The sequence below is a fragment of the Dolichospermum sp. UHCC 0260 genome (assembly GCF_009711985.1).
In the GTDB taxonomy this organism is placed as follows: Bacteria; Cyanobacteriota; Cyanobacteriia; order Cyanobacteriales; family Nostocaceae; genus Dolichospermum; species Dolichospermum lemmermannii.
Genome location: NZ_VIKZ01000024.1, coordinates 75,495 through 90,692, shown reverse-complemented (window position 1 = coordinate 90,692; position 15,198 = coordinate 75,495). Strand labels below are relative to the sequence as shown.

Here is a 15,198-nt window from a genome sequence, read left to right as displayed (position 1 = left end):
GTCGCCGCGATTGCCCCTAATTTAGAGATAATTGGCACGGTAATTAATGGGGAAAATAAACTTTTATTACCTGGGTTTTTCAATGCCCATACCCATTCTTCAGAAATGTGGCAACGAGGAGTAATTCCACCTTTACCGTTAGAATTATGGTTAGCACATCTCTATGATTTTACTCCTTTAGATACAGAACAAGTTTATCTCAGTGCCTTGGGAACAGCAGTAGAAACTTTACTTTCTGGGGGGACAAGCGTTGTTGATCATTTAGTATTAATTCCTGGACAAGAATTAGAAACTATTGCCACAGTAGTTCGGGCTTATCAAAGAGTAGGAATTCGCGCTTTTATTGCTCCTTTAATTCAAGATGAATCTTTGAGTGCGGGCATACCAAATGGAGAATCGCAACCAGATCATGAACTTTATTTTCGTTCTACTGGGGAAACTTTAGCCATTATTGAAGCGGCAGTTAAGCAATTTCATCAACCGGAAAAAGGAATTAATATTTTAGTTGCACCCACGGGAATTCAGTTATGCAGCGATGATTTATTCAGAGGATGTATTGAATTAAGTAATAAGTACAATCTTTGTCGTCATGCCCATTTATTAGAAACAAAAGCTCAAGAGAAACTTGCTGAAGAAAAATATGGTTGTACTGCGGTAAAACATTTACAGAAACTTGGTTTTTTGAACAGTTGTACAACTTTAGCACATTGTGTTTGGTTGAATGAATCTGATATTAATATTCTCGCTCAAACAAAATCTACAGTCGTTCATAATCCTTTGAGTAACCTCCGTTTAGGCAGTGGTATAGCCCCAATTATTAAATATATGCAAGCTGGAGTAAATGTGACTTTTGGTTGTGATGGGGCTTCTAGTAATGACTCTCAAGACTTGTTAGAAGCAATTAAAATTGGTTCGATTTTACATAATATTACAGAACCAGATTATCAACATTGGATTACCCCACTCCAAGCCGTAGAAATGGCATCTTTAGGAGGTGCAAAAGGGTTAAATTTAGAAAATTTACTTGGTTCTATTACTGTTGGTAAACAAGCTGATTTAGTTTTATATGATCTCAATAATTTATCATTACTTCCCTGTACAGATCCCATCGGTTTATTAGTTTTAGGTCGCCCTGTCAATGTTGTGCATAGTGCTTGGGTAAATGGTAAGCAAATTATTAATAATGGCAAAGTTACCACAATCAATGTTGATGAATTGCAACAAGAATTGTTGAATCGTAGTCACTGGGAAACACCATCTCAATCAACAAATGTCGTTAAATTAGCTCCTCATTATCGGCAAGTAATGGGACTAGATTAAGTAAGTTTATGTAGGTTGGTTTGTTCGCGTTAGCGTTGCGGAGCAATCGGAACAAAAACCAACATTTACCGATATTTGTTGGGTTTAACTTCGGTTTACCCAACCTACAATTTTCTCAACTAAGCCGCATTATATTATATACTATATTGATCATAATAATAAATTAGAAAAACAATAATGATCAATAATCAACCTATTTGCATTTCCCTATTTACAGGTGCTTATGGCTTAGATTTAGGACTAGAACAAGCAGGATTTCATACTGTTAGTGTAGTTGAAAAAGATAAAGATGCAGTCAAAACAATTGCTCTGAATAGACCTTATCTCCAAGAAAGTGCTATTCCCAGAGAATTAGAAAAAGTTACTTCCCAAGAATTACTAGAAGAAGGAGGAAGAGTTTTAAATTTAGGTCGTGCTTTACTTCCAGGAGAAATAGATTTAGTCACGGGTGGTCCCCCTTGTCAGCCATTTAGTACCGCAGGAAAACGGGGTTCAGTTATGGACCCGCGCGGAAGTTTATTTATGGATTTTATCCGCATTGTCAAAGAAGTCCAACCCCGATTTTTCCTAATGGAAAATGTTAGAGGTTTACTTTCTGCTTCTTTGCGTCATCGTCCTATTAATCAAAGAGGAAAAGATTACCCAGCTTTAGAACTTGATGAAATGAATGGTGCAGCTTTAAAAGTAGTTTTATCAGAAATGAAGGAATTAGGATATAACGTAGTTTATAACCTATTAGAAGCCGCAGATTATGGTGTTCCTCAAAATAGATCCCGTGTAGTTTTTATTGGTTCTAGAGATGGTGAAACTGTTACATTTCCTCTCGCTAAATATAGTAAAGATGGTAAATTTTTACCAAAATGGAGAACTTTAAAAAATGCCTTAATAGATTTTGTGGATATTCAACCAGAATTTATTAGTTATTCAGAAAATCGTCTCAAGTTTTTAAGATTATTACAAGCGGGACAAAATTGGAAAAATTTACCAGAAGAATTACAACCAGAAGCAATGGGAGGTGCTTATAATTCTGGTGGGGGAAAAGTTGGTTTTTACAGAAGATTATCTTGGGATAAACCTTCACCAACAATCACAACTAGTCCCCAGCAAAAAGCTACAGATATGTGTCACCCTGTAGAATTACGTCCTTTAACTGTGCGCGAGTCTGCGAAAATTCAAACTTTTCCTGATGATTGGATTTTTCATGGTTCAATAAGTTCTAAATATAAACAAATTGGTAATGCAGTTCCGGTGTTACTTGCGAAAGAACTTGGTGAATATCTGATTAATTCAATGCAGGGAAATCAACCAAAAGGGAAAGAAGTTACTGAACACATTTCGCTATTTTCTTGATATAATGTCAACATTTCTGATATAATATAAAATTGTGTACTAAATTAATATGAAATCTTGTATTGACGCTCAACAGCTAGAAATATTCCCATTATTCCAAGCTACAACTACCATAAAACCTACCACTAAATTTACCTTTATAGACCTATTTTCCGGTATTGGTGGCTTTAGAATTCCTCTCGAAGAACTAGGAGGAATTTGTTTAGGTTATTCAGAAATTGACAAAGAGGCAATCAAAGTTTACAAAAATAATTTTATTCGTGATACCAATACTGACGAACAATATTTAGGAGATATCACTAATTTAGACAAGCTACCTTTTGAACTAGATGTAATGGTCGGTGGTGTTCCTTGTCAACCTTGGTCAATCGCAGGTAAATTAAAAGGTTTAAAAGATCCCAGAGGTCAATTATGGAATGATGTTTTTCGAGTTATAAAATCCAATCAACCTAAAGCATTTATATTTGAGAATGTTAAAGGTTTAACTGAACCAAGAAACAGACCAAGTTTAGAATATATTCTTGAAAATTTAACATCATCTGGCTATGTAGTTAAATATCAAGTTCTTAATTCCTATGATTTTGGTTTACCTCAAGATAGGGACAGAATATTTATTGTGGGAATTAGAAATGATCTAGATAACAGTTGGGGTTTTACCTTTCCTCAACCCATAAATAAATATTGGAAATTATATGATATGATTCCTGATATTCAACACACTGATTTTTCTAAAAAGAAATTTTCTCCAGAAGTATTATTTACAGATGGTAAAATTCCTGGTTCTAGAGGTAGATTTCAAAGAATAGATGAATTAAATGATTTTTTTCTATTCTCAGATGTTAGAGATGGACATACTACCATTCATTCTTGGGACTTAATCAAAACAACCCAGAGAGAAAAGTCAATTTGTCAAACAATATTAAAAAATCGGAGAAGGAAAATTTACGGTGATAAAGATGGTAATCCTTTGAAATATGAGATTTTAGAATCTTTAATTATTGACTTGAAGATTGAAGAAATAAATCATTTAGTAGATAAAGAAATTTTACGTTTTGTAGAAAATAAAGGTTATGAATTTGTAAATTCTAAAATTTCATCAGGAATTAAGGGAATTTCTAAAATATATTTACCTCATGCTGATGCTATTGGGACTTTAACCGCAACGGGAACGAGAGATTATGTAGCAACTATATCTCTAGAATGTGATGAACCAAAAATATATAAACATAATTTTATTGAAAAAATTTATCTTCCTCAAAAATATAGACCATTAACGGCAAAAGATTACGCAATATTACAAGGATTTCCAGAAGATTTCCAAATAGCCGATAATGAAAATAAGGCAAAGCATCAATTTGGTAATGCTGTGTCTGTCCCTGTAATCTATCATTTGGCTAAATCTTTACTCAACATTATTTTTTAAACATTGGTTAACACATGACAGCTATTAATATTACAACTCGCGCAGCAATCAAAGGATATCTAGAAGGTTTTATTGATGGTCTTGTAGATGAATATAAAGGACGTAAAATTTTAAAACCAGATAATGCAGCCGAATATTTATCTAGGTCTTCATCTAATGGAGAATTAAAGCCATTTCAAGCAGCACTTATCCCACCAGAATTAATACGTATTAATCAATTTGAAAGAGGCTTGAGTACAAAATTAGGTAATTCTTTTGAAGAATGCGCTCGTTTAATTGCGCTAGAGCATCATCAAGATGTACGTCGAGGTTATGATATTAAAGCTGAAGTAAGTCTTACAGCTTTTGCAGAAGCTGAACTTCAAAAACAAAAATATGAATCTGCTGCAACAAATAAGCAAGGTAAGCCATCTTTAGAGCAGATGATAACAGCAGTGTTGAATGCTAGATGCAGTGATGATTTAGAACTTAAAATTGTTCGCACGGACTTGTATATTTTAGCTAAAGATGGAACAGAATTATTTTTTGAAATTAAGGGTCCAAAGCCCAATAAAGGACAGTGTTTAGAGGTGACACAACGGTTACTCAGATTTCAATTGCTAAGTGGAAAAAATCGTCCTCAAGTGAAAGCTTATTATGCTATGCCTTATAATCCTTATGTGGCAACAAAAGCGGATTATAAATGGTCTTATACCCTAAATTATACGCCTTTTAATGATGCAGTTGTTATCGGTAATGACTTTTGGAAAATAATAGGTGGAGAAACGGCTTATGAAGAATTACTAGAAATTTATCTAGAAGTTGGACGAGAAAAAGGTAAATATATGCTTGATGCTTTAGCTTTTGGATTTTAATGTTTTTGATTAGTTAGTATCGGGTAAACAATGCCTATTTTTTGAGTATTTCCCCAATCTGTCCTGAAAATTATCCCAAAATGAAATATTCAACTCATCACAGCGATCGCCCAACTTGTACAATATAAAGATAGATTGTTGCGAATTGTATAGTTAAGGATTATAGCTGTTATGGCTGCTGCCGTTTTCATCGAAAATCTCAAAAAAAGCTACGGTAATGTAGTTGCAGTTGAGGATGTCTCCTTTCAAGTCCAACCTGGAGAAATATTTGGTTTACTAGGACCCAACGGGGCAGGGAAAACAACCACTCTGCGGGCTTTGTGTACGCTGACAACCCCCGATGCTGGCAAAATTGAAGTTTCCGGTATTTCGGTCTTAGATCACCCCAAATTAGCCCGACAAAAGCTAGGTTATGTAGCCCAGGAAGTAGCTTTAGATAAAGTCCTCACTGGCCGGGAGTTACTACAATTACAAGCCGCACTTTATCATCTTCCCGGTGCGCTGATTAAACAGCGAATTAACACTATTTTGGATTTACTGGGTTTACAAGAATACGCAGATAAAAAAACTGGCACTTATTCCGGTGGTTTACGCAAGCGGCTAGATTTGGCTGCTGGTTTACTCCACGCGCCCGATGTGCTGGTATTAGATGAACCAACGGTAGGATTAGATATTGAAAGCCGGGTTGTGGTGTGGAATTTCTTGCGTCAATTACGCACTGCGGGAACTACAGTGGTCATTACCAGCCATTATTTAGAAGAAGTTGACGCTTTAGCTGATAGAGTGGCAATTATTGACAGAGGTTTGGTTATTGCTAATGGTACACCATCTCAATTAAAAGATCAGGTAGGAGGCGATCGCATCACTTTAAGAATCCGCGAATTTTCCCCCAGTGAAGAAGCCGAAACCGCAAAAAATCTTTTAGCGGCTTTACCTTTTGTCCAAGAAATCATCATCAACAGCGCCCAAGGTAACTCCCTAAATTTAGTAGTCACCCCCCAAAATGACGTTTTAATCACGATTCAACAGGCGTTAAATAATGCCAATTTACCAATTTTTGGCATCGCCCAATCTCGTCCTAGTTTAGATGATGTCTACCTAGCTGCCACCGGCAAAACCTTAATGGATGCCGAATTAGCTGCTGTCGCTAATCGTGATCCTAAAGCCGAGAAAAAGCAAAATATGAGATAGAGGGAACAGGGATTTTCTCGTTCCCATACTCTGTATGGGAATGAATTCCAGAAGGCTCTGTCTTCCATATTTAGACGAAAAAGCCAAACAGCTAAATGCTAATTTTGAAGCAAGTGAGGTTATCGGCATCTGGTTTGTCATAGTCCTGAATTTGAGAAAGTTTGCGTAAAATTAACTCTTCCTTATTCAAAACTTAACTTTTTTGTTGTTCACTAAGATTAAATTCACTTTTTGCTGCAACATTAAAATTCCCCCCAACCACCTTGAAGTGAAAAGGCTTGGGGGATTATTTGTTAAAATATCCTAAACTTAGGAATAAATCCTTTGAGCAAAAATCCCCAACAATTAAGTAATATTAGTTACTCTCGCGTTATCCATCTCAGCCATCGAATTGATACAAATATACCCACATGGACAGGTGATCCACCCGTAGAATTTACCAGTGTTGCCGAAATCCAAGATGATGGTTATTACTTACGACGCTTTGCTTTAGGAGAACATAGCGCCACTCATATTAATGCCCCCAATAGTTTCTATAGTAACGGTGCAAGTATTGACCAGTATCCAGCATCATCTCTAATATTACCTGCTGTAGTTATCAATATTTGCAAACAAGCGGCAGTGAATGCTGATTATGTCTTGACTATTAGCGATATTCAAACTTGGGAAACTGAATTTGGGGAAATTCCCCCAGGTAGTTTAGTGATACTATATACTGGTTGGCAAGAAAAATGGTTAAATCAAAAAGCGTTTTTTAACCAAGATAAATATGGCAAAATGCACTTTCCCGGTTTTAGCTATGATGCAACTGAGTTTTTAATTACACATAAGCAAATTACCGGAGTGGGCATTGATACTCACGGTGTAGATTCTGGGCAGGATACCAATTTTACTATTAATCGTTTGCTGCTGGAGCGATCGCTAATTGTGATCGAAAATCTCACCAATTTAGATCAGTTACCACCCCAAGGTACTACCTTAATCATTGGGATTCTCAGGTTGAGCAGAGGTTCTGGTTCTCCCGCTGGGATAATGGCATTATTTTAAATTTCTATGCACTTCTGAACAAATAAAGGGGATCTAAAACTAGATCCCCCTTATTGTTTCTAACATAATCCAACTTACAGCGGTTTCCGCTCTTATGAGGTACAAAGTTGAATCATGAAACTCTTGTAGTGCGGGCATCTTGCCCGCTAGATATGTACCTCATAACACCGGGAAGTGCTATATTACTAATTTTTAGCAATACTGCAAGTTAGATTTTGAACTGATTGAGAATTACTGAATGGGAAGTTGCTATTTTTTTAGTCAAGAGTAGAAATTTGATAAATCACACAACTACCCTTGCAACTAACTTTAGCTTGAGAACTGGAGGCTTGAGACTTTGAATTTTAGACTCTTGCCAGCAGTTTTAGATTTCACCATTAACCTGCATTTGATGAACTTGATCTGCCAATTCTTGACAATTTTGGTCATCTAACTTATCAATTGCCAACATTCCCATGAGAATAACTTCTTTTAAAGTTAAGCGAGTTGAATGTGCCTGTTTTTGCACAATCTCCTTAATGATGGGAGATACACCGATTGCTGTACTAGCTCTAGCCACGTTATAAAAGGAAACATTAAAGACTTCGGATAAATCTTAGCACTTTTTGCAAGGTTATTCTACATCCCCGGAATTGATCTACTTTGGTTTCGATAAATCTTTATATGTCTAATCCAGACTATAAATAGCAAACAGACTCAATAATTCTGCAAATCTAACTTTTAAACTACGAGCATAACCCTTATGTAGCAAGCATTTCACAGCTTACTTACTTTGCTGCACATAGTTATGTTACTACAATCACGCAATAAAATTACGTATTTTTTATTTGTGTTAATAGTAAAATATTTTCATAAGTAGGTATAAATAAACATATTTATAAAAAAAAAGAATATGCTATTTTAACCTTATTCAGTAGACTTTCTAGCGGTTTACTTCTATTTTCTTATGAACAAAAATTGATGCTGATATAATTATTTATTAATTTTCCTTACAACTTACATCACAAACCATTCATAATTGTCATCTACCAAAAGTATGAGACTCAAAATTTAGTGGCTCATCAAGGGATAAGACATTAAAAAATGATGTTACAAATTAATATGTAAAAAGCTGTAAAGCTTATACAGTAAGCTGTGTAAATTCAACAATCCCAAATTTTAGTGTTGATTAATCCTGACGGGAGAATATTTTTAACGATTAATAGGATTTAATAGCGTTGTATTGCTTAATAATATTAAATATTGTGAACTAGCAAAATAGACAGAAATCGAAATCTTCCTGAATTCACTTAGTTAACGCTGTCATCAGAAAAAGTAGTGAATACGCACAAGGAACAAAACAATGATAAGTGAAGTTACGTATATTAATGGTAACTTGCATTCTGAATTAACTACAGATGGATTACATTTATCCCTAGCAGGATATCAAGTGTGGCAATTTGCACTTGAGCAAATAGAATATAGAGTTGGTCAAATTTACATTGATATATGCAAATTGAATGTATATTTAAATTGCTAGTTGGAAAAAGGCAAGAGGTAAAAGGGAAGAGAGAATAGGCAAAAAGGCAAAAGTAGTTACCAATTACCTTTTTCCCTGCCTAAAATTAGATAACTAGCAACTTGGGTTATGTTATTTCACAGGTCAGGGTGTAAGAGCTATCACTAAATATCAAATGGTAGATCGGATAAATGATATCGCTTGGCAAGCTCATCAGGGTAGCGTTGCGGCAATTATTCAAGTCTTGAATGAAAGGCTAGTTATGTCTAGTGTCAGAACTAGAGCAGTTTTTGTGAATGGTGTTTTACAACTTTTGTGCGAAGCAGCTACGGTAGAGCAACTGGAGCAATCTACCTTAGTGCCAAAAATTCAACAAATTTTGGACTCGCTTGCACCACGTCACATTCGCCGAGTTAACATCAATAGTCGCATTGTTAAAGAAGAGCAATTGCTGTGGTTAGAGGAAATTCACCGTGATACTGATAACCAATTATTATGGTCACAGGAAATTACAGTATCCCAACCAAATTTGTTTAAGTGGTTAATTCCAGATTTAACTGAAGCTGATACCAAATCAAGAAAACCTATTTTGGCGAAACCCCAATCTTTACTCAAGAATCCAGATCAAGGGAAAATTTCGATCAAAACTTTAGTGATCGGGGTTTCTGGTTTATCTTCAGTAATTTTACTAGCTTGGCTGCTAGATTCTTGGTTAGGTAATCCGCTGAAAGATCTCTCACCATTCACAGGTTCTCAATCTTCCCAAACAGCAAACCAAAGTCCACCACAATTGTTGAATCGTCCTCCTAGCCAAAGTTTTTCTATTCCATCTGATGATCCATTTGTAGCCTCTGTGCGACTAGCTAACCAAGCTACTACGGCTGGTAAAACAGCAATAACTTCAACTCAGTGGTTGGAATTAGCTGCTAATTGGCAACGGGCTTCTGATTTAATGAGTCAGGTGTCACCTAGTCACAGCCGCTATCAAGAAGCACAGATTAGAACTAAATTGTATAAAAAGTTTAGTGAAGCAGCCCAGAAGGCAGCGGAAAAGGGTAAATCGTAAGATGAATTTTTAACTTCAACTACACACTCATTTCTAACATCCGTTGCATTGGTAGTAGTGCTGCTGTGCGGAGTTCTTCTGGTAAGGTAATTTCTGGGGTGCGATTTTTCATGGCTAAATACAGTTTTTCTAAAGTGTTTAGTCGCATAAATGGACATTCGTTACAGTTACAATCACTTTGCGGGGGTGCGGGAATAAAGTGTTTGTCAGGTGCTAATTTTTGCATCTGGTGAATGATTCCCGGCTCTGTAGCCACGATAAATTCCTGGCTAGGGCTGGTTTGACAATAACTAAGTAAGGCGGCTGTAGAGCCAATAAAGCTGGCGTGACGCAATACGCTGGTTTCACATTCGGGGTGGGCGATCGCTTCCGCGTGAGGATGTGTAATTTTTAACTGGACTATTTTCTTTTCCGAAAAAGTCTCATGGACAATACAGCTACCTTGCCATAACAGCATTTCCCGTCCGGTTTGTTCCATCACATACCGTCCCAAGTTCCGATCTGGGGCAAAAATAATTGGCTGTTCTTGGGGTATTTGCTGGACAATTTTCACAGCATTGGAACTGGTACAGATAATATCGCTCATGGCCTTGATTTCGGCAGAGCAGTTAATATAGGAAATAACTAAATGATTTGGGTGTGCGTCTTTGAACTCCGCAAATTCTTGAGGAGGACAACTATCTGCTAAAGAACAACCTGCATTGATATCTGGTAACAACACCAATTTATCAGGGTTGAGGATTTTGGCGGTTTCGGCCATGAAGTGAACACCAGCAAAGACAATTACATCTGCTTTCGTATTGGCTGCTGCTCTAGCTAATTGTAAGGAATCACCAATAAAGTCGGCAATATCTTGAATATCGGGATCTTGATAGTAGTGGGCTAAGATCACGGCGTTGAGTTCTGTTTTCAGATCCGCAATAGCAGCAAATAAATCTAATGGGAGAGTCCCTGATTTTGGTTGAGTAAGTGTAGTTGTAAACACAATTAAAAACTGCTTTTAATTACAAATTATTACCTTGTGAATTTAATTATAGTAGTTTTTACCAAAAATAGTGAGGGATTGATCCTAGCAATTTATGTCCAAATCCGGTAGAGTTTCATAAAACCTCGCGGTAAGTGGCAAACGAGCGCGGCTTTAGCTCTGAGAGGCAAGCGACTCCGGCGATTTTAATCGTATTGGTTTTTTATAAGAGCATTCGGTAAGCGTAAAACGAGCGCGGCTTGGCTCCCTGAGATATAAGCGACACGAGGGATTTTAATCCCTGTGGTATGTTAGAATCAAATTGTGAGTAAGAACAAAAAACATCTATGTGTTGAAGCATCCTAGTACGGAGAAATCCCGGCTCCTATGAAACAACGGTTAGGTTCAAGTCCTAACGGCAGTATTGACAAGAAAGAGCGAGTAATGGCAGGGTGTGGAGCGTACCGAGTCTTGGCTTAGTGATGGATTCTGAAAACACTGAAAACAATAAAAGTAAGCGCAATTTCGACACCTTGATTGGCAGTTGTTTTGAGCGTCTAGGCGGCGTTTGGCGGTCGCAGCGAGATTGGATTGGGCTAAACCCTTCATCTAAATCTGTCCGCAAAATCTCAGTGGCTTTAGCCATGAAAGTGTCAAATCCTGGAGATATACGGCTTTTTAAAGTGGCATGACCAGTCAGAAAACTCCATCAAAACCTATCAAAATTGCTGTAATTGGCGATGTTCACGACCAATGGGAAGTGGAAGACGGCATAGCACTCAAGCACCTGGGTGTGGACTTAGTGCTGTTTGTCGGAGATTTCGGGAATGAGTCGGTGGAAGTGGTAAAAGCGATCGCTTCCCTGGATCTTCCCAAAGCAGCGGTAATGGGCAATCACGATGCCTGGTATTCGGCCACTGAATGGGGACGCAAAAAATGTCCTTATGACCGCACCAAGGAAGACTGGGTACAGGAACAATTAGATTTATTGGGATCTGCCCAAGTTGGTTATGGTAAGTTGGATTTTCCGGCTTGGAATTTAACTGTGGTGGGTGGTCGTCCTTTTACCTGGGGAGGACCGGAATGGAGATTTGCCCAAATGTGTCAAGAACGGTATGGTGTCTCTAGTTTGGAGGAGTCCGCAGATAAAATCGTCAAAGTAGTAAAAAGTGTTACTTGTGATCATATTATTTTTCTAGGACACAATGGACCGAGTGGTTTAGGCGATCGCGCTGAGGACCCTTGTGGCAAAGATTGGCATCCCATTGGCGGTGATTTTGGTGATCCTGATTTAGCGGAAGCAATTTCTCAAAGTCTCAACCTGAAGAAAACTGTTTCTTTAGTCGCTTTTGGTCATATGCACCGAACTCTGCGCCATACTAAAAAGCTGCAAAGGAAGGCTGTATTTAGAAGTCCAGAAGGAACTATTTACTTAAATGCTGCCACTGTCCCCCGGATTATTCAGCAAGATGGTGTGAAATTACGGAATTTTTCTCTAGTTTCTTTGGAGGGGGGTGTAGTAACAAAAGCTGCTCTGGTTTGGGTGGGTAAAGACTTCCAAATTGCTGCTGAGGAAGTTTTTTATGATTCTTCAGTTTCAGTAGTGCAAATTTTGTAATTATAGGTTATAATGTTATTTGTCAGTTTTTGTATTCCACAATCCTGGCAAATAATTTGGAGAGGTGGCAGAGTGGTCGATTGCGCCTGACTTGAAATCAGGTGAAGTGAAAGCTTCCGGGAGTTCGAATCTCCCCCTCTCCGTTTTTTTGGGAAAATAGAGACGTTTGATTAAACGTCCCTACATTTCGATTTTAATTTCTGATTAGCTTGCTTGAGGCTGAAGTAAATTTTCTATGCCTTGAACAACGGTTGCTGATTCAATTTTGTCACCAGCTTTAAGTTTATCTAAAATCTCTCTACCTTCAGTCAGATAACCAAAAACAGCATAACGACCATCTAAAAGATTACGTCCCGCTGGAGTAAGTTCTGGTTCAAACAAAAAGAAGAAAATTTGGGAAGAACCACCATTAGCTTCATTTTCTGGCCGGGCCATCACTAAAGCACCAAAAGAAGAAAAAGGTAAAACCGGCATATCTAAATAACGCCCAGCTTCTTCGAGAGTAGTGCCATAGGTTGGTTCTTTTTCACCTGCGACTAAAATTTCTAAGGGAACAGCCCGGTATTTGCCAGTTTGAGGATCAATAAAACCGGCTTCCTTACCTACAGGATCTCCGGTTTGGAGAAAGTAAGATTCTTCCGAACGGGTGAATTCTAAACCATTATAAAAACCTCGTTGGACCAAATCAACAAAGTTACCAGCAGTCACAGGGGCGCTATAGCCATCTACAACTACAGTAAGATCGCCTTTATTGGTTTTAAAAGCAATCCTAGCTCGTCCTTTGAGTTGGGGTAAGTTACTGTATTCAGCCGGAACTTCAAAGGGGAATTTCGTCACCATTGATTCTTCTAACAAACTAACAAGATTCAGTAATTTAGCTCTGCCATCAAGAATGGGTTCTTTTTGTTTAGTTTTAACAAGTTCTTGCAGTTCTATGATGCCAGATTTCAATTCAGTCATCCAAGCTTGGGCTTGAGGTTGGCGTTCTTCCGGAACGCTTGCTAATATTTGGGAAGGTTTATCGAGTATCCGCGATGCTTGCTTGAGGTCATTATTAACTGCGCCCCATCGTTTATTTGCCCGCAGTTGGTTAGAAATGTCTTCTAAACTAGCTTGTAGTTTACGTACAGGTTGATTATCTATCGGCAGTGCATAGCGTAACAGAGCCTTCCCGTCGGTAATTGCGTTTCCCGCTGGTAGTCCAGCGTTACTAGTGGGAGTCCACCCAGCCGTACCTGTGCCTAAAAATATTGTTAATAGCAATATTACCTTTAGGCTGTTCTTCACCCAGGACTTAAATAAGTTCAACATGAAATTTCCCTTTCTTCAGCATCAAAGTGTTGACTGGAAGTAATTCATTGATTATCTTCCCATATTGCGGGACTGGGGATGGAGGAGGCAGGGGAAGTGGAAAGTAGGGGAAGTAGGGGAAGTAGGGGAAGTAGGGGAAGTGGAAAGTAGGGGAGGCAGGGGAAGAAATATTAATTTTGCCTATTACCTGTTGCTTCTTTCCTGACAACTGACCACTGACAATTAACAACTAACAACTTATGGCGCGGGAAGGGTACAATAAATGCCGATTGTCTTGCAAAATTTGAAAGTTTCATGATCTCTAGTAACGACTTTCGACCTGGTGTTTCAATTGTATTAGATGGTTCGGTTTGGCGCGTGATAGATTTTCTTCACGTTAAGCCAGGCAAGGGTTCTGCCTTCGTACGGACAACATTAAAAAGTGTTCAAACTGGGAAACAGTTAGAAAAAACTTTTCGGGCTGGGGAAAGCGTTCCTCAAGCGACTTTGGAAAAAGTGACGATGCAACATACCTATAAAGAAGGCGATGAGTTTATCTTTATGGATATGGAAACTTATGAGGAAGGTAGATTAACTTCAGCACAAATTGGCGATCGCGTCAAGTACCTAAAGGAAGGTATGGAAGTTAACGTGATTCGCTGGGGCGAACAAGTTCTAGAAGTAGAACTACCTAATTCTGTAGTTTTGGAAATTGTGCAAACAGATCCTGGTGTTAAAGGTGATACTGCCACAGGTGGTACTAAACCCGCAATTCTCGAAACTGGTGCAACTATCATGGTTCCTTTGTTTATTGCCCAAGGGGAACGCATAAAAATTGATACCAGGGAAGATAAGTATTTAGGCAGGGAATAGTCAGGAATAAAATCGTTCAACTGAGCGAAGTCCAAAATCTCAAATTGGTGCTAATGATTTCAATCCCTTTTTTATAGAGGGATTAAATCCCTGCCTTAATTAGAATTTTAATTTAACAGTTAGGTGGAGGTAAAATAATTGTGACATTAGACTTTAATGAAATCCGTCAGCTATTAGTAACTATTGCCCAAACAGATATTGCGGAAGTTACTCTCAAAAATAATGAATTTGAGCTAACAGTCCGAAAAGCTGTCAGTTTTAGCAATAATGCCCAAGGAACGGTGAGTGCTGTAGGGAGTGCCAGTGTAACCCAGTTGCTATCTACAGCCTTACCAAGTTCAATGTCTGAGGGGGGTGTAATCAATAAAGTTGTTGATAATTCATTAGCACAACCTCCTCATTCTTCTTCACCAATTAATCAAAAATTGGTTGAAGTCCCATCACCAATGGTAGGGACATTTTACCGCTCCCCAGCCCCAGGAGAAGCAGCGTTCGTGGAAGTAGGCGATCGCGTTAAAGCTGGTCAAAGTGTCTGTATAATTGAAGCAATGAAGTTGATGAACGAAATTGAAGCCGAAGTCTCTGGACAGGTAATGGAAATTTTAGTTCAAAATGGCGAACCCGTAGAATATGGTCAGCCTTTAATGAGAATTAACCCTGATTAAGTATTAAATAGGGAACAGGGAAACTAACAACTGACAACT

The 15,198-nt window shown here is 38.0% G+C and carries 13 protein-coding genes and 1 tRNA gene; 11 read left to right on the top strand and 3 right to left on the bottom strand.

Translation table 11 applies throughout. From position 1 onward, the window contains the following. The 6 genes from FJR08_RS11565 to FJR08_RS11540 form a co-directional block, all read left to right on the top strand. Nucleotides 1-1,320, top strand: a 1,320-nt coding sequence (locus FJR08_RS11565; RefSeq protein ID WP_168633250.1) for an amidohydrolase, incomplete at its 5' end; no start/stop codon positions are given. Nucleotides 1,321-1,497: 177 nt separating this feature from the next. Next, on the top strand, nt 1,498-2,670 hold the full coding sequence (locus FJR08_RS11560) for a DNA cytosine methyltransferase (RefSeq protein ID WP_168633249.1): 1,173 nt from the start codon (nt 1,498-1,500) through the stop codon (nt 2,668-2,670). Nucleotides 2,671-2,719: 49 nt separating this feature from the next. Further along, on the top strand, nt 2,720-4,093 hold the full coding sequence (locus tag FJR08_RS11555; protein WP_168633248.1) for a DNA cytosine methyltransferase: 1,374 nt from the start codon (nt 2,720-2,722) through the stop codon (nt 4,091-4,093). 14 nt (nt 4,094-4,107) lie between these two features. Next, nucleotides 4,108-4,947 carry a TdeIII family type II restriction endonuclease gene (locus FJR08_RS11550; RefSeq protein ID WP_168633247.1) on the top strand — a complete coding sequence of 280 codons (840 nt, stop codon included), beginning with the start codon at nt 4,108-4,110 and terminating at the stop codon, nt 4,945-4,947. 171 nt (nt 4,948-5,118) lie between these two features. After that, on the top strand, nt 5,119-6,138 hold the full coding sequence (locus tag FJR08_RS11545; RefSeq protein ID WP_168633246.1) for an ABC transporter ATP-binding protein: 1,020 nt from the start codon (nt 5,119-5,121) through the stop codon (nt 6,136-6,138). Between the two features lie 324 nt (nt 6,139-6,462). Further along, nucleotides 6,463-7,185, top strand: coding sequence for a cyclase family protein (locus FJR08_RS11540; protein ID WP_168633245.1), 723 nt, complete (start codon nt 6,463-6,465; stop codon nt 7,183-7,185). Nucleotides 7,186-7,549: 364 nt separating this feature from the next. Here FJR08_RS11540 and FJR08_RS11535 read toward each other — a convergent pair whose 3' ends face one another. Further along, complete coding sequence (locus tag FJR08_RS11535) at nt 7,550-7,744, bottom strand: hypothetical protein (protein ID WP_015083627.1); 195 nt, start codon at nt 7,742-7,744, stop codon at nt 7,550-7,552. Nucleotides 7,745-8,858: 1,114 nt separating this feature from the next. Here FJR08_RS11535 and FJR08_RS11530 point away from each other — a divergent pair. Further along, nucleotides 8,859-9,749 (top strand): hypothetical protein, encoded by an 891-nt coding sequence (locus tag FJR08_RS11530; protein WP_015083625.1) that lies wholly within the window; start codon nt 8,859-8,861, stop codon nt 9,747-9,749. Nucleotides 9,750-9,768: 19 nt separating this feature from the next. Here the strand turns inward: FJR08_RS11530 and nadA are convergent, their stop codons facing one another. Then, nucleotides 9,769-10,734, bottom strand: a complete 966-nt coding sequence (nadA, locus tag FJR08_RS11525; RefSeq protein ID WP_168633244.1) for a quinolinate synthase NadA — start codon at nt 10,732-10,734, stop codon at nt 9,769-9,771. A 667-nt stretch (nt 10,735-11,401) separates the two neighbouring features. On the opposite strand from nadA, the gene FJR08_RS11520 reads away from it, so the two are divergent. Together FJR08_RS11520 and FJR08_RS11515 are read left to right on the top strand one after the other, a co-directional pair. Next, the gene (locus tag FJR08_RS11520; RefSeq protein ID WP_015083623.1) at nt 11,402-12,331 is read left to right on the top strand and encodes a TIGR04168 family protein; all 930 of its coding nucleotides are present in this window, start codon (nt 11,402-11,404) and stop codon (nt 12,329-12,331) included. 58 nt (nt 12,332-12,389) lie between these two features. After that, nucleotides 12,390-12,474 (top strand) — tRNA-Ser (locus FJR08_RS11515). A gap of 61 nt (nt 12,475-12,535) precedes the next feature. On the opposite strand, the gene FJR08_RS11510 is transcribed toward FJR08_RS11515, so the two are convergent. Continuing rightward, entirely contained in the window at nt 12,536-13,642 is a 1,107-nt protein-coding gene (locus FJR08_RS11510; RefSeq protein WP_168633243.1) for a peptidylprolyl isomerase, read from the bottom strand. A 294-nt stretch (nt 13,643-13,936) separates the two neighbouring features. Here FJR08_RS11510 and efp point away from each other — a divergent pair, with 294 nt between their 5' ends. Beyond that, nucleotides 13,937-14,494, top strand: coding sequence for an elongation factor P (efp, locus tag FJR08_RS11505; RefSeq protein ID WP_015083621.1), 558 nt, complete (start codon nt 13,937-13,939; stop codon nt 14,492-14,494). A 140-nt stretch (nt 14,495-14,634) separates the two neighbouring features. Further along, complete coding sequence (gene accB, locus FJR08_RS11500) at nt 14,635-15,159, top strand: acetyl-CoA carboxylase biotin carboxyl carrier protein (protein ID WP_015083620.1); 525 nt, start codon at nt 14,635-14,637, stop codon at nt 15,157-15,159. The last annotated feature ends 39 nt before the right edge of the window (nt 15,160-15,198 follow it).

Coding starts and splice junctions, on each gene's coding strand:
- FJR08_RS11560 (WP_168633249.1), top strand. CDS start 1,498: ATGATCAATAATCAACCTATTTGCATTTCCCTATTTACAGGTGCTTAT.
- FJR08_RS11545 (WP_168633246.1), top strand. CDS start 5,119: ATGGCTGCTGCCGTTTTCATCGAAAATCTCAAAAAAAGCTACGGTAAT.
- FJR08_RS11510 (WP_168633243.1), bottom strand. CDS start 13,642: ATGTTGAACTTATTTAAGTCCTGGGTGAAGAACAGCCTAAAGGTAATA.
- efp (WP_015083621.1), top strand. CDS start 13,937: ATGATCTCTAGTAACGACTTTCGACCTGGTGTTTCAATTGTATTAGAT.
- FJR08_RS11530 (WP_015083625.1), top strand. CDS start 8,859: ATGGTAGATCGGATAAATGATATCGCTTGGCAAGCTCATCAGGGTAGC.
- FJR08_RS11555 (WP_168633248.1), top strand. CDS start 2,720: ATGAAATCTTGTATTGACGCTCAACAGCTAGAAATATTCCCATTATTC.
- FJR08_RS11520 (WP_015083623.1), top strand. CDS start 11,402: ATGACCAGTCAGAAAACTCCATCAAAACCTATCAAAATTGCTGTAATT.
- FJR08_RS11550 (WP_168633247.1), top strand. CDS start 4,108: ATGACAGCTATTAATATTACAACTCGCGCAGCAATCAAAGGATATCTA.